The sequence below is a fragment of the Desulfobacula sp. genome, from assembly GCF_030145145.1.
Taxonomy (GTDB): domain Bacteria; phylum Desulfobacterota; class Desulfobacteria; order Desulfobacterales; family Desulfobacteraceae; genus Desulfobacula.
On sequence record NZ_JAQYWD010000027.1, the window covers coordinates 23,608 to 44,341 of the forward strand.

Consider the following 20,734-nt stretch of genomic DNA (forward strand, 5'->3'; position numbering starts at 1 on the left):
AAAGATTTTCAAGGCTGTATTTTTTTTATCCGCCATTCTCATTATGGCTAAATGCTAAACGCTCGCGCGATAGCGCGCTAAGTTCAGCCATAATGAGAAGGGCTGGTTTTTTATACGGATTCTATGACGCCTGCTGCAATGAGGGGGATGAGGATTTCATGATGCCCGATAATGCTGAATCCTTTTCCCTTGCCAAGGGTGGGACGATTTACGACATTGGTCATGGGTCGGTACTGGCGGATAAAATCAAGGTTGACCGTTGTCACCGCATCCAGCTGATGACCCAGGTTCCTGACCAGGGTGACCGCCTTGAGAAATACTTCCGGCAGGATAACAGCAGATCCGGCATTGATAAATACGCCGTTTTCCAGATCGGCAATGGTTGCGGCAAACCGCTTAAAGTCATCATGGGATGCAGCACCACAGGCCGACGCATCAAAGTCAGGGTGCATGTGGATGATATCGGTGCCAATGGCCACATGAACAGTGACCGGTATGTCAAGGGCAGCACCCGTGGCGGTCAAGCTTAATGCTTTGTGGGGAAGGTTTTCTGCCAGGATAAGTTCCCCCACAGCCCGCCCCAGTCCCATACCGTGTGTTTTTGCATTTTTTATGGCCTGGTTGAGAAAGGCTGAGGTTTCTCTGGCCATACCGAAACTGCCGTTGCCAAGGGACTGGTCAACATCTTCCGAGGTCCTTCCCATCATGGCGGTTTCAAGGTCATGGATAATACCGGACCCGTTCATGGCCAGCAGGGTAAAAATTTTTTTTTCCATCAGGTCAATGACAATGGGGGACATGCCTGTTTTTATCACATGGCCGCCCATGGCAAAGCAGACCGGACGCTTATGTTTAACCGCACGGCTGATGGCCGCGATAACCGAGCGAAGATCATTGCCGGCCAGGATGGAAGGCAGACTGTCCAGGAAGGCTGAAAATTGACTGCCTTTTTTCCAGGGGGTTGAAAAATCCCGCATGTCTACTTTGCTGTACCTGTCATGGATGGAATAGGTTTTCAGGTTCCCATACGCCAGCGGTTTATAATCATTCCCCATTGAAAAGAATCCTTTCTGTCAGGTCGCACAGGATGTGGGCCAGCAGGATATGGACTTCCTGTATCCTGGCGGTGGTGCCGGAATCCACACAAAAGGGGATGTCGGCTAGGGTTTTTAAGGGGCCGGAAGCGCCGGAGAACCCGATGCCCACAAGTCCCATTTCCCGGGCTTCCTGCATGGCTTTGACAACGTTGGGAGATGCGCCCGAGGTTGAGATACCCAGGGCAATATCTCCCTTTTTCCCCAGGGCCTGGACTTGTTTGAAAAAAATGTCTTCAAAGGCATAATCATTGCCGATACTGGTAATAATAGAGGTGTCAGTGGTCAGGGCAATGGCAGGCAGGGGTTTTCTTTCCATCTGGAATCGGTTGACAAATTCCGCGGCAATATGCTGGCAGTCGGCTGCGCTGCCGCCATTGCCAAACAAGAGGAGTTTGTTTCCGTTTTCCAGGGCCCGGGCTATCCGGGCAGCACAGGATTCGATGGCATCCATGTGTCCGGCAAAAAATTTTTTTTTGGCTGCGATACTGTCGTCAACCGATTGTTGAATCAGGGTTTTCATGGGTATTTGCTTTTTCCCCAGGCCATATTATGCTGATTTGATGGTCTCTTCCGGAAGGGGCGTATGCCCTTCGATTTTTTCCAGGATAGCTTTCAGTCGTTCCTTGAACAGGTGGTTGTCCGGTTGAAGGGCAATACTGTTTTTTGCAAAGCTGACCGCGATGCCCAGGTTTTTATCCTGGTGTGCCATGGCAACGGCATATCCGGACAACGAGATGGCATCACCCGGATTCAGTTTGATGGCGGTGTTGAATTCATGTCCGGCTTTTTCAGGCAGGTTTTTTGCCAGATAAATTTCCCCTTTCATCCTGAACGCTGATCCTGATTTTGGATTTATCCGGCTGGCCGTTTCAAGATGGGGCATGGCCGGGTCCGGCTGTCCATTTTTAAACAAGAGATGCCCCAGGAGAAGTTCAACTTCAAATATTGCGTCATCAATGTCATGGGCGTTGCGCAACTGCTGGATGGCCTTGTTCATTTCCCCGTTAATCTGGTAAAGAAGGCCCATGTTATACACCACCAGCACTTCATTGGGGGTGATTGCCAGGGCGCGTTTAAATTCGAGTTTTGCCTGGTCCAGGTTGTCCATGACACCGAAACACACCCCGAGGCTGTTGATCAGGTTAATGTCCGTGGGGGCCAGGTCCAGGCCTTTTTTATATTCTGCGATGGCCCTGTCATACTGGCCCTGCTGATACAGTCGATCTGCACTGATATTCAGGGAGGTGGCATCAAAGTAAATCAGGGTGTCCGGTCCGAAAAATGCGGCGTGATCAAATGCTTTAACGGCATTGGCAATGGTTTGCGGTTCTGAAAAATCATGATGGGGAAATATGGCCGCCCCCATCAGGACGGTTGTTTTAAGGGCAACAGATAATTTTTCTTTGAACGACACAAGGCGGTGGGACGCTTTTTTTCCATTCCCCTGGTCCCAGAATACCAGGACAAAAGATGTCTGGCTCAAGGGTTCCCAGAGGCCTTTCTGGGGGTCCCAAAACGCGTTAAAGGTCGCTTCAAAAACATCTGCCCCTTTTTCCAGAACAGCATCAGATGTGGTTGACGTCATTTCAAGGACGGCACATAAAAATTTTTTGCCTGTTTTTTTTGCCTGGGCGAGTTTGGTCTCAACAACGGTTATGGGCGTTGTTTTTTCCAACAGAAGATCGCTCAGATACGTTTCAGGTGGCGTGATGGTAAAATCATCAGAATCAGTTTTTAGAAAGTGAATTTCTTTTGAAGAGAATTTGATGGTCATTTTTTTTTCAGTATCTGGGTTAAGGTGGATGAAATTATGTCTTCCTGGCCGCTTTGAATGGTTCTGGGATCCAGAATATATTTATTGTCTTCAATCCGGGCAATAATGGCAGGCGTTGACTCCCGCATGCCGGTTTCAAGTTTGGAAACGGACATGTGTCTGGGGCGGAGGGTAATACACCGGGTGGGAAGAGTCAAATCCGGAAATGATCCGCCGCCGGGTCTGGAAGTCATGTCTGCCATATCCATCTCAACATCGGCCTTGATATCCTTTTGGAGGATGTTGAACAACCGGTCCGCCTTTTTACAAATATCCTCAAAGGAAATGGTCAGCATTCTCAGGGTGGGGATTTCCCGGACAGCCCTTTCTTCATCCCTGTAAAGTTTTAAGGTGGATTCCAGGGCGGCAAGGGTGAGTTTATCAATTCTCAGGGCCCGGGTTATCGGATTGGTTTTGATGCGATCAATGGTCTGTTTCTGTCCGACAATGATGCCGGCCTGGGGCCCTCCCAGCAGCTTGTCGCCACTGAAGGTGACCACATCTGCGCCGGTGCTGACCGAGTCTGCCACAGTGGTTTCCGCAGGGAGTCCGTAGGGGGAGAAATCAATCAGGGTTCCCGATCCCAGGTCTTCCATGACCGGTATGGTTTTTGCCTTCCCCAGGACCACCAGATCTTTCAGGGCAACACTGGCCGTAAATCCCTGGATGCTGTAGTTACTGGCATGAACCTTTAAAAAAAGTCCGGTGTTATCTGATATGGCGGTTTCGTAATCCTTCAGGTGGGTTCGGTTTGTGGTGCCCACTTCCTTTAAAATACACCCGCTTTTTGACATCACGTCGGGTATCCGAAAAGATCCGCCGATTTCAACCAGTTCCCCCCGGGATACCACCACCTGGGTATCTTGGGCGATGGTGTTCAAGGCCAGTAAGACGGCACCGGCATTATTGTTGACCACAATGGCGCTTTGGGCACCGGTCAACTCACAGATCAGATCCTCCACGGCTTCATATCGAATGCCCCTTTTGCCGGTGCCAATGTTCAACTCAAGGTTGGAATAGGACTGCGCAATGGTCTGGATATTGTCCAATGCATCCTCGCACAGCAGGGCCCGGCCCAGGTTGGTATGGAGAACCACACCCGTTGCATTGATCACCGGGACAAGCCGGGATCGAATTTTTTGTGTTGCCAGGCGGTATGCCCTGTCAAGGAGGGTGTCATCGGTCATACAGGGGTCACGATCTGCCAGAATGGCCTGTCTTGTATGGTCCAGGGCGTTTCTCAGCGACTCCAGTATCACGCGCCTGGGGATGTCACGGAAAGGGGCCTTTTTTTTTGTAAGTTCCAGCAGATGATCAACACCGGGAAGGGCCTTGAGGTGCATATGTTTGTCTGAAAGTGTCACTGGGCTATAGTTTCGGCGCTAAAGCCGCATCCTTGTTCAAGTCAGTGATGGGAATGGCATCCACCAGTTCCGGCAGATCCCCCAGGGTAAACCCCAGATGATCAAGGGTCTTCTCAAGGCTTTGGGTCTGCATTTTTTCCATGTCAAATCCGGCATTAAATTTTTCCATGATCAGATCCGCCAGATAGATGATATAGGTAAGATCCGGGTTTTCTTTTGCCGTTTCCGGTGTATGATGAAATTGAATGGCTTCGGATAATCCATTGGAAAAGTGCCATTTTCTGGCCAGGATAGCCCCGGCCTCGCCATGGGTAATGCCCAGTAATTTTTTTTCAAGATCGGTAAAGCTCTGATTTTCCTGGTGTAACCGCCGGAAAAAAAGCGGGGAACTGTCTGCCACGTTTTGATCCAGGATGACTTTGCCGATATCATGGAGCAATCCTGCGGTGTAGGCTAATTTTATAACGGGCTTGCCGGATCGTTCCGCCAGTTTTTCGGCAATTTTTTCAGCCGTGGTGGCCACCCCTACGGCATGGAAAAAAAGACCGCCTTTACACAGGGAATACCCTGAATTTCCGGTTTGGCCATAATAATTATTCAGGGCTGCAGTGATCACAGACTTGATCAACATGCTCTCTCCCAAAAGAAGCACGGCATCTTTCAAGGTTTCGATGCTGACCCTTCCGGCAAACAAAGCGGAATTGCACAGTTTCAAGGTTTGTCCGGAAAGTACCTGATCCCGGGCCAGTTCATCTGTGATGTCTTCAATCTGGTATTGACCGGACTGAAACAGCCGGAGTATTTTTAATGCGGTTTGGGGAATGGGCTTTAATTTTTCAATGGTATCTAAAATATCCGCCAGTGACGGTGCCGTAAAATGGCTCGCCACTTGACCGGTATTTTCCCAGGCCGGGCTGATAACGGTTTCACCGGTGGCCATGTTTAATTCAAGGGTACAGGTAAAAAATCCGCCGGTTTCCGATCGGATGGTTTCAATCCCCAGGGTTTTCAGAATAGAGACGGCAATTTCAGCGGATCTTCCTCCAATATCAAGGTTGATGTCCTGTTGGCTGACAGGCCCCATCAAGGCGCCCCCGGCAATGCTGGCCTTTAAATTTTCCGGGGTTGCCCCCAGTTCTATCAGATCTGTGATGAGCATGGGAACACCGGTGGATGCATATTTTTCCGGAAAAAGCGCACTGACAATTCCCGGGGGTTCCGGCAGCAGAATATGGATCATACCACCGATCTTTGTTGACGGGTCATACAGAGCAACCCCCAGGCAGGTGCCAAGATATGCCTGGTATATCGTTGTTTCGGCTTTGCCGGTTTTAAATTGACCTGCGGCAATGTGTTCGATTCTCTGGTATGTCATCCTGGAATGGTTTGCCCCCATATTATATAAATTCAGTCTTTAGATATCATTAATGGGCCACAAGTTTCAACTCATACTGCATTTTTTTATTTTGGGTCTGGGTCTGGGTCCTTATAGAGGGCCAATACCCCGGATCTTGCCAGCTTTTTAATGCCAAAGGGGGCCAGTTTCTCCAGCAGCACATCAATGGTCTCTTCGTTACCGGTGACTTCGAAAATACAATTGTGGGCACCGGCATCCATTATTCGACCCTGGCAGTCGGTGACAATCCGGGTGACGGCATCCCGGGTTTCCGGTGTTATGGTAACACAAACAAGGGCCATTTCCCGTTTTACAGCCGCTTCTCCGGTCATGTCCCGCAACTTGATGACATTCACCAGGCGCCGGATCTGCTTCATGCAGTTCGCTAATTGGAGGGGATTGGCGGTGGTGGTAATGGTGATCCTGGACATTTTCGGATTGGCGGTGGGGGCCCCGCAAATGGTTTCAATATTGTACCCCCGGCCGGCAAAAAGCCCTGTGATTCTGGCGGTTACACCGGGTTCATTTTCCACCAGCATGGTCAATATGTGTTTGTTCGGTTTCATTGTCTGAATTTTGTATCAATCCTTTCAGGATTTGTAAAGTTAAGAATAGGGAGAACAGCCATTCTCATTATGGCGATAATGCAAGCCCATTGTCCGGGGACATCACAAAGAATTTTTCTTCTGGTGAACGATTTGGACTATGGTTCAGCTGGGCAGTGCTGCGGCATCCGTTCCGATAAACATCGCTGAATGGTTAAAACCGAACAGGTAGAAGGATTTCACCTTGACTTTTGTCGGAGGTTCTGATCAAGATAGAGCGATTTCGAAAAAATAGTCGTGATGGATTCACCATATGATTTGACTGAAAAGGCTTGGCAAAGCGTTGGTACTCAATAAATGAAACACGCCATTGATTTTAACCATCAGAATATGGCCCCCTATGTTCGTATGCTGCGGTCGGTGCTGGGATCGGACCTGGTTTGCGCGATCATTGATGAGCATTATCAACCCCTTTGGCAGGCCGGTGGTGACGATGGCGATCCCATGGAGGGGCTGCTTGGCCGGTTAAAAGACACGCCCCTTCATCCCGGGAGCTTATCTGAGAGGATCAGCGCAGGTTGTCCTGAAAATCGCCTTACCCTTATCCAAGACCTTGATCTGGAATATATTGACGGGGAACTGTATTTCATCGGACTTGTTGCCCGGGGCACCCCGGAATTTTCCAGAGCCGATATGTTTCAAGATTATTTTTCCGATGTGGTCGCCTGCATCTGTTCCCAGTATAACCTGCGCATGGAAAACGACAACATGGTTCAAGAGTTGTCCCAGCGCTATGAAGAACTGAATTTTCTTTACCAGACGGAGAACCCAAACAACGAAACGGAGACCAGCGAAGAAAGCCTTGGGGATCTGGTCAAGGAGATGACGGAATTCATGGATGTGGAGGCCGCCTGTTTATGGCTTCCGGACATGGGGTACTGGTTTTTCCACATGGCCGGGAGGACCGGGGACATTGACAATGAAACCCACATCCGAAATTGGGTAACCCCCTTGTTTGAAACCATCAAGAAAACCGGTCAGCCCATGGTTGTCAACAAACACGGGAACATCATCCAGGACTCAAGTGCAAGTGTATTGTCGGCAGAGGTGATGATGGTTTTTCCGGTTTTGAATTCCGATCTTCAGGCCATGGGCCTTATCGGGTGCCTTCGCAGGCGGGGGGGGCGGGCGTTTGTCACCGGAGACCAGAAACTGATGGAAGTGACGGCCCGGCGGGTCAGGAAAATTATCCATTCAGACCTGGACGACTTGACCGGTCTGGCCAACCGGGTTGGTTTTGAAAAAAAACTGGAAGAGCTGGTGTCTGATCCTTCCCAGATCAGGCGGGCCGCTGCCGTCAGTCTGTTCAATATCGATCAATTCAAATTATTAAATGATGCCTATGGGATGGCAGCCGGTGATGACGTCCTGAAACAGGTGGCCGTTGTTTTAAAAACCCATTTCAGAGATCAGGATTTTCTGGCCAGGATCAAAGGAGATGAATTTGCCGTGATCCTGTTTGACCTTCACAGTGTGGCGCATGGTCAAGAGGTGTTGGAGCGGATCAGAAAGCAGTTTAGCCGGCAGCAATTCATGTTCCAGGATACCCGTATCCATATTAAGGTGCGAATCGGTATGGTCCCTATCGCCTGGCCCATCAAGGAAATATCCGACGTCATTGCCAAAGCGGAAATTGCGGTTCAGTCGTCCCGGGAAAGGGGGGGGGACACTATCAGTGTTTACACGGAAGGGGATAGCAGATTAGCTGAAAAGCAGACCCAGGCCCGCACGGCCACCCAGATCGAAACCCTGGTGGAGAATCGTCAATTTGTTCTTTTCTGTCAGCCGGTCGTCCCCCTGCAGGGGGGGCGGATGCATTATGAAATACTGATCCGGTTAAAAGATGAAAAAGGAAATATAATAGCGCCGGGTCAGTTTTTACCGGCAGCAGAACGGTATAACAAAATGCCCTTTATCGATCAATGGGTTCTTGAAGAGACCTGCAGACTTCTGAAAGCGTCAGAACCCTTTCTATCCGCTGTCAATATCAGCTGGGCCGTTAATCTTTCAGGCCAGTCCCTGCAGGACGAGGTGTTTTTAAAATATTTTCTTTCGTTTTTGTCCCAACTGCCGTTCCCGGCATCCTGGCTCAACTTTGAAATCACGGAAACGGTGGCCATCCGGAATTTTGATCGGGTCATCCATGTGATGGACCAGATAACCCGCATGGGGTTTGCCATTTCCCTGGATGATTTTGGTTCAGGATACAGCTCTTTCGCATATTTGAAGCAGCTGCCCATATCTTTTTTAAAGATTGACGGCATGTTTGTGCAACACTTGCACACCGATACCCTGGCCCAGGTGATGGTGACGTCCATTGCCACCATTTCAAAGCATTTGAAAATCAAAACCATTGCTGAATTTGTGGAAAATGAAAAAATTCTTGATTTTTTGCGCCGGGGGGGAATTGATTATGCCCAGGGCTATCATACCGGGAAACCCTTTCCGTTGCGGGATGCCCTGGAAAGGATTCAACAACAGGATGTTTGCCGGGAAACCTGACCTGAAAGCGGGTGGAAACCGGTTTGTTTGCAATATATAGGGTGTTATTTCAAGTTGTTGCATGCGTGTATCGGATGTAAATGACACTGCGGAGCCTTGTTTGCCCATGAGATATAAAAAAAATATGATACTGCTGCTCTTTGCCTTGCTGCTCATCGGTATCGTCATGACCGCCTATGCCCGGTTTAAATACCAGGTGGGAAAAGAGACTCACCAGATCAGGGCCAGCGGCCAATCCCTGGTAAAACTGGTGGGCCTTGCCTATAATGGCACAGGCGAGGATGTCGACAAGCATCTTTTTTACCGGGAACTGTCCCATCTCTTATCCAGTCGGAAATTTGACTATGTGGTAATTCAAGACAAAAACAAAGACACCCCCATTATTTCATTTTTCCTGGAGGATATTCAAAACAACATACCCAGGACCGTTGCGCTCAGCTCATTGCTCAGTCCCGGTTTTTTAATGCAGGATTTCATCCTGTCCGATGGCACCCCCTGCATCGAGTTTTCCCGGCCGATTTATAAAAATGGGAGTCCAAAAGTGGTGGTCCGGCTCGGAAAGGTTCAGGCGGACGACACCTTTTTCACCCTGGAAAATTTTATGATCCCATTCCAGTTGGTGGTTTTTATTCTCATGGCCCTGGTCTTTGGATACTATTGGTTTTTTTTATTGTTAAAACCCCTTGAAAAAATCAATACGGCAACGGATCTTGCCGCGACAGCGCCCCAACAGGGCAATGTTCAGGCCATTGTGGGTGAACTGGAAACCTTTTTTAAGACCACCCATGACCGCCTGTCTTGGGCAGAACAGGAAGCCCAGCAGCTGACGGCCAAACTAAAAGTGCTAGAGTATGAAAATCATCAAATGTTTGATATTTTTAACCGCCTTGATTTTGGTATTCTCATGGTGGATATCAAGGATACCGTGTTTTTTATCAATGATTATCTGTTAACCCTCCTGGGCATGGATCGAGAAAATATTCTGCATCACCCCATTTCAGATATTCAGGGTCATGACGCGTTCATCGCCTTTATCCAGCAGCAGCACCTGATGGATCAGGACCATGGTATGGCACGCCTTGAAGTTGTCTTTCCCGAGGGTCAACCCGGTCAGTTTTACCAGGCCACATCCCAGTCATTAACCGATCCGGACGGGGCCCTGTTTGCCCGCTTGATAAAGGTGGTCAACGTTTCCAGGGAAAAAGAATCTGAAAAGTCCCGACAGGATTTTGTCAACCATATTGCCCATGAGTTGCGAACACCCCTCACCAATATAAAAGCCTACAATGAAATGATGATGGAAGGGGAAATCAGTGACCTGGAGATGCAGAAAGAATTTTTCAATACCATCAATGATGAGACCAACCGGCTGGATCGACTGATCAAGAGTATTTTAAAGCTGGCCGAAACCGAGATCGGTCAGGTGACCATGAAACAGGAGATCGTGAAGGTCCAGTGGCTTTTGGAAAGCTGTCTGGATTCCGTTGAAGCGGTTGCCCGGGAAAAAAGTATTGCCTTAAAGACCCTTCTGCCGGACAATATGCCGTCCCTTTCCGGAGACAAGGAAATGCTCAAATCCGCATTGATCAACGTCATGGGCAATGCCGTGAAATACACACCGGAATCCGGATCAGTGAGCGTTACCATCCGGGAAACCCCTGAAACCATTGTGTTTGAAATTAAAGACACGGGATTCGGTATCAGCCAGCAGGATCTGCCCCATATTTTTGAAAAGTTCTACCGATCTGAAAACAACCAGGTGGCTGAACAGGTTGGTAATGGCCTGGGGCTGGCCATTACGGCTGAAATTATCAAAAATCACAATGGGATGATCGAGGTTGAAAGTGAGCCCGAACAGGGCAGTCATTTTATTGTCACCCTGCCAAAAGGGAATGTGAGTATTGGATAACGCCAACAGAACCATTTTGATCGTGGATGATGAAGTCCATATTCGACGGATTCTGGAGTTGAAATTCAAAAATGCCGGATTTCGGGTGCTGGCAGCCAAAAACGGACAGGAAGGGCTTGATCTGGTTCACAAGGAATCACCGGATGCGGTGATATCCGATATCAACATGCCCAAACTTGACGGCAAAACCTTTTGCCTGATGACGGACCCCTTAAAACAGCAGCGGCCGTTTCTGACCATCATGGTCACGGCCAGAATTCATCCCGAGGATCAGGTGTGGACCGAACAGCTGTGCGATACCGTGCTGATTCAAAAACCCTTCAGTCCTGCCAGAATTCTTGAAACCGTTTATGACTATTTTTCAGCAGGGGGCCTTTGATGACAGCTGTTGCATCCAGTGGTGCCGTCCGGGATATTACCATTCGAAATATTAATGGACGCACCGTCCTGTCCCCCCAGACCTCTTTGACCCATAAAAATTGTGACCAGCTTGAAACACTGTTTAACGGACTGCTCAAACGGGAGGTGATGGAAATGGTTGTGGATTTTACCCGGGTTTCTTTTCTTGACAGCCGGGCATTGGAACTGATGGTGGACATGCAGACCCAGCTTCAGACAAAGGGGGGGAATCTGAGCCTTTCCAATCTGAACGAAGTGTGCCGGGATATCCTGATCTGTGTCAGATTGATCAACCGGTTTAAAGTGATGGCAAAAGTACATGGCAGTTCATAAAGGGCCGGTTTTTTATCGGCAATTCACCCCATGGCCATAAAAAAACAGATCATTCCCAAGCGGATGAAGCTTGGCGAGATGCTGATCCTCAAAGGGAAATTGACACCGGAACAGCTGTACCAGCTGCTTCAGGTGCAGAAGCAGTCCGGCCAGAGCCTGGGCCATCTGTTGGTGGAAGAGAACATCATTACCGAAGAGGAGCTGAACCAGACCTTGGGCGAACAGTTGGGCATCCCCCATGTCTGGATTCGCAAGGGATTGGTGGATCCCGCCATCGTCCATGTCCTCCCCAAGCCCAAAGCCCTTCAATATAATGTCATTCCCATGTTCAAGGTCCATAATGTCCTGACCCTGGCCACCAGTGATCCCTATGATTTTTTCAAGCAGGACAAGATCTCTGAAATCACCGGTCTGGACATCCAATTGGTGCTTTCAAGAACCGAAGACATTCAGGCGGCCATTTCAGAGTGCTACCAGGGAGAGGTGGACATTGAAGATGTCATGTCCAGCCTGGAAGACGGCGAGCTTGATGTTGTGGAAACGGCTGTGGAATCTTCCATACGGGAAATTGCCGAAATGGCCGAAGGCAGCCCGGTCATAAACCTGACCAACCTGATTCTCCTCAAGGCCATCCGTTCCAATGCCAGTGATATCCACATTGAACCCCAGCAGCAGTATTTCAGGGTCAGGGCCCGGATTGACGGCGTGCTGTATGAATTGATGACCCATCCCATGGAACGGCATTCAGCGGTCGTGTCCCGGCTTAAAATTATGGCCAACCTGGATATCTCGGAACGTCGGATGCCCCAGGACGGCAGGCTTCAGGTGAAGGTGGACGGCCATCCGGTGGATTTGAGATTTTCTTCCATGCCCGGATATTTTGGTGAAAAGCTGGTCATCCGTATCCTTGACCGGAGTAAAATTATTCTGGATATTAACCGCCTGGGATTTGATCCGATGCTGTTGACACGGTTCAAACACCTGGTCAGACAGGCCTATGGCCTGATCATTGTCTGCGGTCCCACCGGCAGTGGGAAAACCACCACCTTGTACGCCGGCACCAGCATGCTCAATACCCCGGATAAAAATATTGTGGCCATTGAAGATCCGGTGGAGTACCAGCTGGAGGGCGTGAATCAGACCGCTGTGAATTCTGCCATCGGCCTTTCCTTTGCTAAGATTCTCAAGCATGTGCTGCGCCAGGATCCGGATGTCATCCTTCTGGGGGAAATCCGGAACCGGGAAACCGCAGAAATTGCCATTCAGGCCTCCTTGACCGGTCATCTGGTCCTGACGACCCTCCATACCAATGACAGCCCCAGTGCCATCACCCGGCTGCTGGAAATGGGGATTGAACCCTATCTCATCTCTTCGGCCCTGCTGGCCTCCATTGGGCAACGGCTGGTGCGGTCCATCTGTCCCAGCTGTAAAACCGACTATTATCCCCCCAAAGCGGCTTTGAAAACCCTGGGCCTGGCGGAAACCGACACGGCAAAATTTTTCCGGGGCAAGGGCTGTTCCGACTGCCTGGATTCCGGTTTCAAGGGCCGCATCGGGATCCATGAGATCCTTGAAAATGACGATGAACTCCAGCGGCTGATTTTGACCAATCCCACCATTGACCGGATCAAGGCATATCTCAAGAGCATTCACCATACGTCCCTGCGGGCTGACGGGTTTAAAAAAGTCATCCAGGGCCACACCACCATTGAAGAAATTCAACGGGTTACCCTGATAGAAGAAGACTGATTCATGGCCATTGCCATTCAAAAAAAAATTGCACCCGTCAAATCAAAGCAACGGCATTCCCGTGTTTCAGTTAAACCCAAGGAGATTATTTTTTTTCTCACCCAGCTGTCCATGATGCTGGAAGTGGGCATTTCGGTGAGCAAATCCATTGAAACCATTGCCCATCAGACCCCCCATGCCGGGTTCAAGTCTGTTCTGCTCACCATGAAGGATACCATTGAAGATGGTCAACAGCTTTCCGATGCCATGGCAGCGCATCCCGGTATATTTAAACCGGTGTATGTCAATATTATCCGATCCGGTGAAAGCGGCGGATTCCTGGTCCGGGTCCTGGCCAATGTCATTGAAATCCAGGAGAAAAACCAGGGCGTGTTCGACCAGGTGAAGACGGCCCTGATTTATCCCATGGTGCTGTGCTGCCTGGCCCTGGTGGTGACCCTGTTTGTTCTGGTGGGGATCCTGCCGAAATTCATGGTTTTTTTTGAGAATAAAATCGATCTCCTGCCGTTTTCCACCCGGGCCATGATGGCCCTCAGCCGGGGATTGCATGAGTATTGGTGGGCCGGTATCCTGGTGCTTGTGGGCGGGGGCGTGGCCCTGCACCGGTATCTGTCGTCTTCAACGGGGCGGTCCCACATGGACTGGCTGCTCATCCATCTGCCCATTGTATCAAAGATCAGCCATAATATTTATACCGGGCTGTTTCTTCGCATCCTCGGGAATATGTTGGACAGCGGGGTGTCCCTCAAAGAAGCATTGTCCATTGCTGCAAAATCAATGACCAACCAACATTACAAGGCCTTTGTAGACAAGATTTCGGACAATATCGAGCGGGGCCAGAATTTTTCCCTGGGATTTTCAGCAAATCGCCATATCCAGGATTCCGTGAAACAGGTGATAGCCATTGGGGAAGAAGTGGGCAAGCTGCCCCTGGTCATGGTCCGGCTGGCCCGGTTCTATGAACAGGAAATTGAACAGGACTTTAAACGGCTGACTTCCCTGATTGAGCCGTTGGCCCTGGTGTTTATGGGGGGGGCCGTGTGGATGATTGTATCAGCGGTTATCCTGCCCATGTTCCGACTGGCCGGTGCGGTCAAGTGACAGGGGGTGGCCTGGCGAAAAGGGTTTGTTTGCATTAAGTCCTTGCGTTGCCGGTGTTTTTGTGGTGTAAGAGAAAGCAGGGTCATAAGAAATAAAGAAATAAAGAAATAAAGAAATAAAGAAATAAAGTCGATACGGGAAATGTTTCATTTTGTGAGGAGAGTGAGCGCATGAAAAATTGTATGTTTGGGACACTATGCATCTGGAAACAAAAAGGATTTACCCTCATTGAAATTTTAATTGTCGTGATGGTATTGGGGATTCTGGCCATGATCATTGTTCCCCAGATAACGGTATCCACACAGGATGCCAAGGAAAGCACCCTGGCCACCAATATTTCAGCCTTGAGAAATGCCATTGAGCTGTATTACCTCCAGCACAACAATGTTTACCCGGGGGGGACGAAAAACACCGGTGCTGCTCTTGGCAATGCCGACGATTCGGCCCTAGCCTTTGTGGAGCAGCTGACCCAGTATACCGATGCCACCGGCAAGGTGGCAGTGGCCTACAATGCCACCACTGCCCCATTCGGACCCTATTTAAAGGGCGGGTCCCTGCCCACCAATCCGTTCAATGACAAAAATGATGTGGTCTGCAATATTACAGAGACCAGTATTCTCGTCAAAACCGCCACCAGTGCCACCGGCTGGCTGTTTTATGTCAAAACCGGCAATTTGATTGCCAATGACGGGGCCCATACCAACCTTTAGGGCTTTCTGTTGAAAAAATATCCCATTGCCATTGATTTTGACAGACAACACGTTTCTGCCCTTCAATTACAGCCCTTAAAAGACCGGGTGGGCATCCGGGCCATTTTCCGGCAGCCGCTGGATCCCGGGAAACAGGGGGACGGTTCCCGGGACAAGTTGAATCTGTTGTCCGGGTTGCAGACGCTGAAACGTGCCAGGGGGTTTTCCGGTAAACGGGCCGTGATCCACCTGCCCCTGGACCAGGCCCTTTGTTTCCCCGTGGAGGTTCGTGTAAAGAACGATGAGAGCCTGGATGAGGCCATCCTCCTGGAGGCCGGGAAAAATCTACCCTATCCCATTGAAGATGCGGTGATTGACTACCCCTCCCTTAGCCCCACGGCATCCGCCCATCATCACATCGCCACCCTTGTGGCAGCCAAACGGCAGGAGGTGCTGGAACTCTTGACCACCTGTCGGCAGGCCGGTTTCTCCATTGATGCGGTTGATTTCAGTCCCATTTCTCTGATCCGGTTGCACCATTTTTTATTTGAGCCTTTGGAAAAGCCCTGCATTGTCTGTTATGTGGGGCACCAGCAATCCTTTTTACAGGTGATAAACCAGGACCGGATGTATGCGTTCAGCAAGTTTTCCTGGGGAAAGGACGCTTTGGTGGATAAGGTGAATCAAACCCTGGGGCTCAGTGACAAGGTCACCAGTGCTGTTGACCTGCTCCAGACCTATGGCATTTCCGAGGGGGCGGATCATCCGGGGGATGAAAAGATCGCCCGGATTGTGGCCCGTATCCTTGCCCCGGCCATTGAGGAGCTGGTGTTTGAATTTCATAAAGTCCTGGGGTATGCCCGCACAAAGGAAAATGTTCATGACATCGGCCAGGTCTATTTTTACGGATTTGCTTGTCTGATCAAGGGGCTGGATGCCTATGTTGAGAAATGGCTCAATATTCCGGCTGTCCAGGCGGATATGGGGGACAGGATTGAATCGGCCAGACAAATGGCATCATTGACCCCGGACCAGGCAGCCGGGTTCTGTCCCGTCCTGGGGCTGGCCATGAGGAAAATTCCATGGCTTTAATCGACATCAACATGATGCCGTGGGATGTATTGGAAAAAACCACGCGGTTTCGCCATATCCGGTTCTGGGCAAAATGCCTGATGCTGGTGATTTTTTTCCTGGGGATCAGCTATGGGGTCCTGCACCAATGGATGGCCGTCCAGAAAAAACAAGGACCGTCCCAGGTGAGTGCCGGCAGGGACCCGGTCGCTTCAAAGATGATGACCATCCGTCAGTTGCAGGATCAAATTCAGGCCATTCAGGAAAAAAACCGGTCCCTTTCCGCCCTGGTCCGGGGGCAGCTGTTTTTTGACATCATGGGGACGTTTTCCAGTTGTTTGAACGATGAAACATGGATCACAGCGCTTTCCATACAACAGGACCCGGAAAAATCCGACACTGCCAGGCTGGAATGTGAGGGGACGTCATGGAATCATCATTCTCTGGGTCTGTTTTTAAACCGTCTCTCCCAGACGCCCCGGATCCGGCAAGTGGTTCTGGGAAATGCCCATAACACCGACGGGACACTCCCTGCTGCAGCCACTGCAGGTGCTGAATTCCCAGGCGCCGTCCGGTTTAAGATATCCGCAACAATGAGGGGACTCTCTGACAATGACCCTTCAAATTAAACATCTGGACCTGGGTGCGGGTCTGGTTTTGATGGTCACAGTGATCCTGGGTGTTTTTTTTATCTATCAGGCTTATGAATCCGGCCAGAAAGACATTCAATTGAAACGTCACCTGCTGTCTAAACAAACAACGGATTTGACAATCGTGGAAAATAATCTGACCCTTCTCCAGGGGGTGCTGGCGGACAGCCAGGCCATATTGACCCGTCTGAACCAGAGAATTCCCCGTACTGCCGGGGTCGGGGATCTGCTAACCGTGATTCATGAGCAGATCAACCAGCGAAATATTGTTTTGACCCAGTTCAGCCATAAACCCCCGGAAAAGATTTCCCGGTATCAGCGCATTCCCCTTCACCTTATCCTGGAAGGCAAATTTCTTGCATTGTATCACCTGGTGCATGATGTTGAAACCTTGAACCGGTTGGTCATTATCGAATCCATCCGGATCACAACATCTGAAAAACAGGGTGTCTGCCGGATGGAATTAATGGCCAATGTATTCCAGGAAGGATTGTGATTGCGGGATATTACTGAAATGAGAGCCCTTGGCCATGCGTGAACAAAAAAAAATAAAGCAGGTGGCCATGGGGGTGGTTTCCCTGATTTTTGTGATCACCGCCTATGTCACTTTTTTCAAAGCACCACCGAAAAGCAGGCCTTCCCTGCCTGGCCCGCCGGTTCAGGGCATCCAGGCGTTGGATGGACCGGAACAGGGGCCGGATATCAAAACATCGGATACCGTGGTCATGGCCATCCCCCCCAACGGAAAACCAACGAAGGTCTTTCAGCCGTCCATCCGGGATATTTTCCAGGTGCCCAGGGCCATGGAAATGGCATCATCTCAAAAGGCTTCACCCCCAAAAGAGGCCTCCCAAAGCAGGACTGAAAAAGAAACACCCCTGTCAAACCAGGAACGGGATGCCATCAAAACTGCCCTGGCGTTTAAGGGGGCTATCCTGCATGGCAGCCGGTCCGTGGCCATCATCAACCATTCATTTTTCCGCATCGGAGACCGTATTAACGGATATCAGGTGATCTCCATTTCCGAAAAAGAAGTCAAGATTGCCTCCACCCGGGGAAAAATAACTTTAGAGATTCTAAAATATGATTAAACCATCTGTCTGCTCGTTGATCATTGCCGTTTTCCTGGTGACGATGTCCTGTCCCCTCTTTTGTGAGGAACGTCAATGGCCGCTCCAGGAAAATACCCATCCGGTGTCACTGAGTTTCAGGGACATGGATATCCGGGATGCGTTTTCCTCCCTGGCCATGGAGTTCAAGACCAATATGGTGCTGTCCTCGGAGGTCAAAGGCCCCATTACCCTGCATATCTTTGATACGACCCTGGAAGAGGCCATCTCCACCATTGCCCTGGCCGGGGGGTTTACGGCTAAAAAGGACGGTCATACCTTTCATGTGTTTAAAACCGATCTTCACCCGACAGCCGACAAAACAGATCCCCGGGTGTTTGAAACCCGGATTTTTAAATTGAATTATGTGGACATGGAAAAGATCAAGGAGACCTTGAACGCCTTGCCCGGACTTCAGCCCGTTGAAGTCCATGACGCCACCAAGTCCATCTTTGTGGAGGACACCCGGGAGAATGTTCAGAAAATTGAGCGGGTGCTCAACTTCCTGGATGCTGTGCCCAAACAGGTGTTGATTGAGGCCCGGATTCTGGAGGTGACCCTCACCGATGACATGTCCTATGGGGTGGACTGGAAAAGTATCTGGGGGGATGTGAATATGGCCACCAACGGGTTTTCCAGCGCCATTCTTCCGGATGGCCCAAACACGTCGCCGGTGGGCCTTGTTGGAAAAGGGGGGTTTGCCAACCTTTTTTCCCGGGTGGGCAGCGACCATTATATCTCCATGGCCATTGATGCCCTCAAGGAAAAAACAACGGTGAATACGGTTTCCACCCCCAAGATTCTGGCCATAAACGGCCGGTCGGCCCGGGTCCAGGTGGGGGGCCAACAGGGGTATAAGGTCACCACCAGCAACCAGGGCATTTCAACGGAATCGGTTCAGTTCATCAACACCGGTGTGATTCTTGAAATTACCCCCCACATTGATCAGGACAACAATATCCTGTTAAATGTCATGCCCACCATTAACACGGCAAAACTTGAAAATGATATTCCAGTGGTGAGTTCCACCTCGGTGTCCACCTGGCTGGTGGCCCGGGACGGTGAAACCATTTTCATCGGCGGCCTCATTGAGGACATTGATACCCACACCCGGCAGCAGGTACCGATTCTCGGGGATATCCCGTTGCTGGGGAACCTGTTCGGGCGGACCGTTACCAATAAAGCCAAAAGTGAACTCGTGGTCCTTATCACCCCCCGGATAATAGACAACGCCAAATATATCGTTCAACCGGATTAAACCGGATCGTTTTATGATCGTCAACTGACAATTTTCTCCGCAGTCCCCCCCGACTCCCGCCGGATTTATCTTTGTACCAGCCTTCTGCTGGTGGTTACACCATCCTCCCATTAAAATCGGTTAATCCATATCCATTGTCTTTTTCCATGGATGTTGGGCAGCGGTTAAAAAAACACAGGTTACCGTTAAAATCACTATTGCTATATTCCTGCTGAAGGCTTAATTTAGACTTTTTAAACCTTGATGGAAAGAGGACCGATGAGATCTGTTTTTTGGGTTGTTCTGGCCAGTATACTGTTGTTTTCCGGTTGTAAAACCCTTGAACCCGAACCCCGCCCCCCGCTTCCCATAATAATACCCGACCATTTTTCCATGGATCAAGGCGGCACTGAAACCATGGAGAGCTGGTGGCAAATCTTTGGCAGTGATGAGCTCAATGCCTTGATTCAGGATGCCCTGAACAATAATTTTGATTTAACGACCCTGGCGGCAAAAACGGCCCAGGCCGAAGCCCTGGTTAAAAAAGAGAATGCTGCTTTTTTCCCAGATCTGGGGTTCTCGGCGGGTGGCCAGAAACGCGGCACCCAGGTGAAACAGGGCGGTAAACGTGCGGTTTTTGATGACACCCATTCCTGGCAGGGGACCTTGAGCGGGTCCTATACGGCAGACGTCTGGGGGGAAACCGCCGCGGGTAAACAGGCCCGAATGGCCAGTTTAAAGGCTGCCGAACTGGCATTCAGAACGGCTGCCCTGGAAGTGACGGCCGGGATAGCCGAAACCTGGGTTGATATCATTTCCGTCCGGAACAAGAACCGCATCCTGGACCACCAGATCCAGATCAACCAGACCCTGTTGAAACTGCAACGCTTACGCTTTGTTAATGGAAAGGCAAATGCCCTGGATGTGTCCCAGCAGAGGGAAGCCCTGGCCGAGGCCAGTTCCCAGGTCCCCCTGCTGGAAAAGCAGGAACGACTGTTGTTAAACCACCTGGCCTTTTTGTCCGGGAAAACACAGGTGGATCCCCTTCAGGTAACCACCCCCCTTCTGCCGGAACCGGTGCCCCTTCCCCGGGTGGGGATTCCATCGGAACTGCTGAAAAACCGGCCCGATATACAGGCGGCCAGAATGCGATTGTCTTCAGCACTTTGGGAGGTGACCGCCGCCAGGGCAGATCTTTTACCCACGTTTAACCTGACGGCCCAGGCCCTGTTTTCCAGTGGGACTCTGGATCTGTTGTTCCAAAACTGGGTGGCCACCCTGGCCGCCAGCATTGCCGGTCCCCTGGTGGATGGGGGACTGCGACGGGCTGAGCTGGACCGGGTTCAAGCCGTGGTTGACGAAACCGTATCCGTTTATGCCCGGACGATAGCCCAGGCCATCTTTGAGGTGGAAGACCTTTTGGTGACGCTCCAGAAACAGGCAACCTATATCCGATTACTGGAAGAAGAACTTGAGGTGGTTCGCCTGACCTTGAAAGATGCCAGGGTCCAATACCAGAATGGTAAAAGCAGTTATCTGGCCTATCTCATTGCCTGGACCAGCATTGAACGGCTGGAAAGACAATTGGTGGGGGAGCGGGCAACGCTGGTCAAAGAGCAGATCAAACTTTACCGGTCCCTGGGATGGACAATGGTTCCTGAATTGAAATACATTCGAGACGTAAGATAGGGGTTGAATAGATGAAAAGGT

At 50.3% G+C, this 20,734-nt stretch carries 19 protein-coding genes; 13 read left to right on the forward strand and 6 right to left on the reverse strand.

Features of this window, described 5'->3' with window-relative positions:
- Positions 1 to 110 precede the first annotated feature (110 nt).
- The 6 genes from Q1Q15_RS15840 to ilvN form a co-directional block, all read right to left on the reverse strand.
- Positions 111 to 1,055, reverse strand: coding sequence for a hypothetical protein (locus tag Q1Q15_RS15840; RefSeq protein WP_300462014.1), 945 nt, complete (start codon positions 1,053 to 1,055; stop codon positions 111 to 113).
- Positions 1,045 to 1,617: a D-sedoheptulose 7-phosphate isomerase gene (locus Q1Q15_RS15845; RefSeq protein WP_300462016.1), complete on the reverse strand. Its 573-nt coding sequence runs from the start codon at positions 1,615 to 1,617 to the stop codon at positions 1,045 to 1,047. Before Q1Q15_RS15845 ends, Q1Q15_RS15840 begins: the two co-directional genes overlap by 11 nt.
- Positions 1,618 to 1,644: 27 nt before the next feature.
- Positions 1,645 to 2,871, reverse strand: a complete 1,227-nt coding sequence (locus Q1Q15_RS15850; RefSeq protein WP_300462018.1) for a tetratricopeptide repeat protein — start codon at positions 2,869 to 2,871, stop codon at positions 1,645 to 1,647.
- A complete protein-coding gene (selA, locus tag Q1Q15_RS15855) occupies positions 2,868 to 4,274 on the reverse strand; it encodes an L-seryl-tRNA(Sec) selenium transferase (protein ID WP_300462019.1) in 1,407 nt (468 codons plus the stop codon). Before selA ends, Q1Q15_RS15850 begins: the two co-directional genes overlap by 4 nt.
- Before the next feature lie 4 nt (positions 4,275 to 4,278).
- Entirely contained in the window at positions 4,279 to 5,649 is a 1,371-nt protein-coding gene (locus tag Q1Q15_RS15860) for an HDOD domain-containing protein (RefSeq protein WP_300462022.1), read from the reverse strand.
- Between the two features lie 86 nt (positions 5,650 to 5,735).
- A complete protein-coding gene (gene ilvN, locus Q1Q15_RS15865; protein WP_300462024.1) occupies positions 5,736 to 6,236 on the reverse strand; it encodes an acetolactate synthase small subunit in 501 nt (166 codons plus the stop codon).
- Positions 6,237 to 6,572: 336 nt separating this feature from the next.
- Between ilvN and Q1Q15_RS15870 the strand changes: the two genes are divergently transcribed.
- From Q1Q15_RS15870 to Q1Q15_RS15930, 13 genes are all read left to right on the forward strand, one after another.
- Positions 6,573 to 8,777: an EAL domain-containing protein gene (locus tag Q1Q15_RS15870; RefSeq protein WP_300462027.1), complete on the forward strand. Its 2,205-nt coding sequence runs from the start codon at positions 6,573 to 6,575 to the stop codon at positions 8,775 to 8,777.
- A gap of 106 nt (positions 8,778 to 8,883) precedes the next feature.
- Entirely contained in the window at positions 8,884 to 10,686 is a 1,803-nt protein-coding gene (locus Q1Q15_RS15875) for an ATP-binding protein (protein ID WP_300462029.1), read from the forward strand.
- Positions 10,679 to 11,065, forward strand: a complete 387-nt coding sequence (locus tag Q1Q15_RS15880) for a response regulator (protein ID WP_300462032.1) — start codon at positions 10,679 to 10,681, stop codon at positions 11,063 to 11,065. The genes Q1Q15_RS15875 and Q1Q15_RS15880 overlap by 8 nt, the downstream gene beginning before the upstream one ends.
- Positions 11,065 to 11,418 (forward strand): STAS domain-containing protein, encoded by a 354-nt coding sequence (locus tag Q1Q15_RS15885; protein ID WP_300462036.1) that lies wholly within the window; start codon positions 11,065 to 11,067, stop codon positions 11,416 to 11,418. The genes Q1Q15_RS15880 and Q1Q15_RS15885 overlap by 1 nt, the downstream gene beginning before the upstream one ends.
- Positions 11,419 to 11,448: 30 nt before the next feature.
- A complete protein-coding gene (locus Q1Q15_RS15890) occupies positions 11,449 to 13,167 on the forward strand; it encodes a GspE/PulE family protein (RefSeq protein WP_300462037.1) in 1,719 nt (572 codons plus the stop codon).
- A 3-nt stretch (positions 13,168 to 13,170) separates the two neighbouring features.
- Positions 13,171 to 14,268 carry a type II secretion system F family protein gene (locus tag Q1Q15_RS15895; protein WP_300462040.1) on the forward strand — a complete coding sequence of 366 codons (1,098 nt, stop codon included), beginning with the start codon at positions 13,171 to 13,173 and terminating at the stop codon, positions 14,266 to 14,268.
- Positions 14,269 to 14,438: 170 nt separating this feature from the next.
- Entirely contained in the window at positions 14,439 to 14,978 is a 540-nt protein-coding gene (locus Q1Q15_RS15900) for a type II secretion system protein (RefSeq protein WP_300462042.1), read from the forward strand.
- 9 nt (positions 14,979 to 14,987) lie between these two features.
- Complete coding sequence (pilM, locus tag Q1Q15_RS15905) at positions 14,988 to 16,049, forward strand: pilus assembly protein PilM (protein ID WP_300462043.1); 1,062 nt, start codon at positions 14,988 to 14,990, stop codon at positions 16,047 to 16,049.
- Positions 16,040 to 16,657 carry a PilN domain-containing protein gene (locus Q1Q15_RS15910; protein WP_300462045.1) on the forward strand — a complete coding sequence of 206 codons (618 nt, stop codon included), beginning with the start codon at positions 16,040 to 16,042 and terminating at the stop codon, positions 16,655 to 16,657. Before pilM ends, Q1Q15_RS15910 begins: the two co-directional genes overlap by 10 nt.
- A complete protein-coding gene (pilO, locus tag Q1Q15_RS15915; protein WP_300462048.1) occupies positions 16,641 to 17,174 on the forward strand; it encodes a type 4a pilus biogenesis protein PilO in 534 nt (177 codons plus the stop codon). Before Q1Q15_RS15910 ends, pilO begins: the two co-directional genes overlap by 17 nt.
- 34 nt (positions 17,175 to 17,208) lie before the next feature.
- Complete coding sequence (locus Q1Q15_RS15920; protein ID WP_300462051.1) at positions 17,209 to 17,769, forward strand: hypothetical protein; 561 nt, start codon at positions 17,209 to 17,211, stop codon at positions 17,767 to 17,769.
- The gene (locus Q1Q15_RS15925; RefSeq protein WP_300462054.1) at positions 17,762 to 19,045 is read left to right on the forward strand and encodes a hypothetical protein; all 1,284 of its coding nucleotides are present in this window, start codon (positions 17,762 to 17,764) and stop codon (positions 19,043 to 19,045) included. The genes Q1Q15_RS15920 and Q1Q15_RS15925 overlap by 8 nt, the downstream gene beginning before the upstream one ends.
- Before the next feature lie 258 nt (positions 19,046 to 19,303).
- Positions 19,304 to 20,713 (forward strand): efflux transporter outer membrane subunit, encoded by a 1,410-nt coding sequence (locus tag Q1Q15_RS15930; RefSeq protein ID WP_300462057.1) that lies wholly within the window; start codon positions 19,304 to 19,306, stop codon positions 20,711 to 20,713.
- The last annotated feature ends 21 nt before the right edge of the window (positions 20,714 to 20,734 follow it).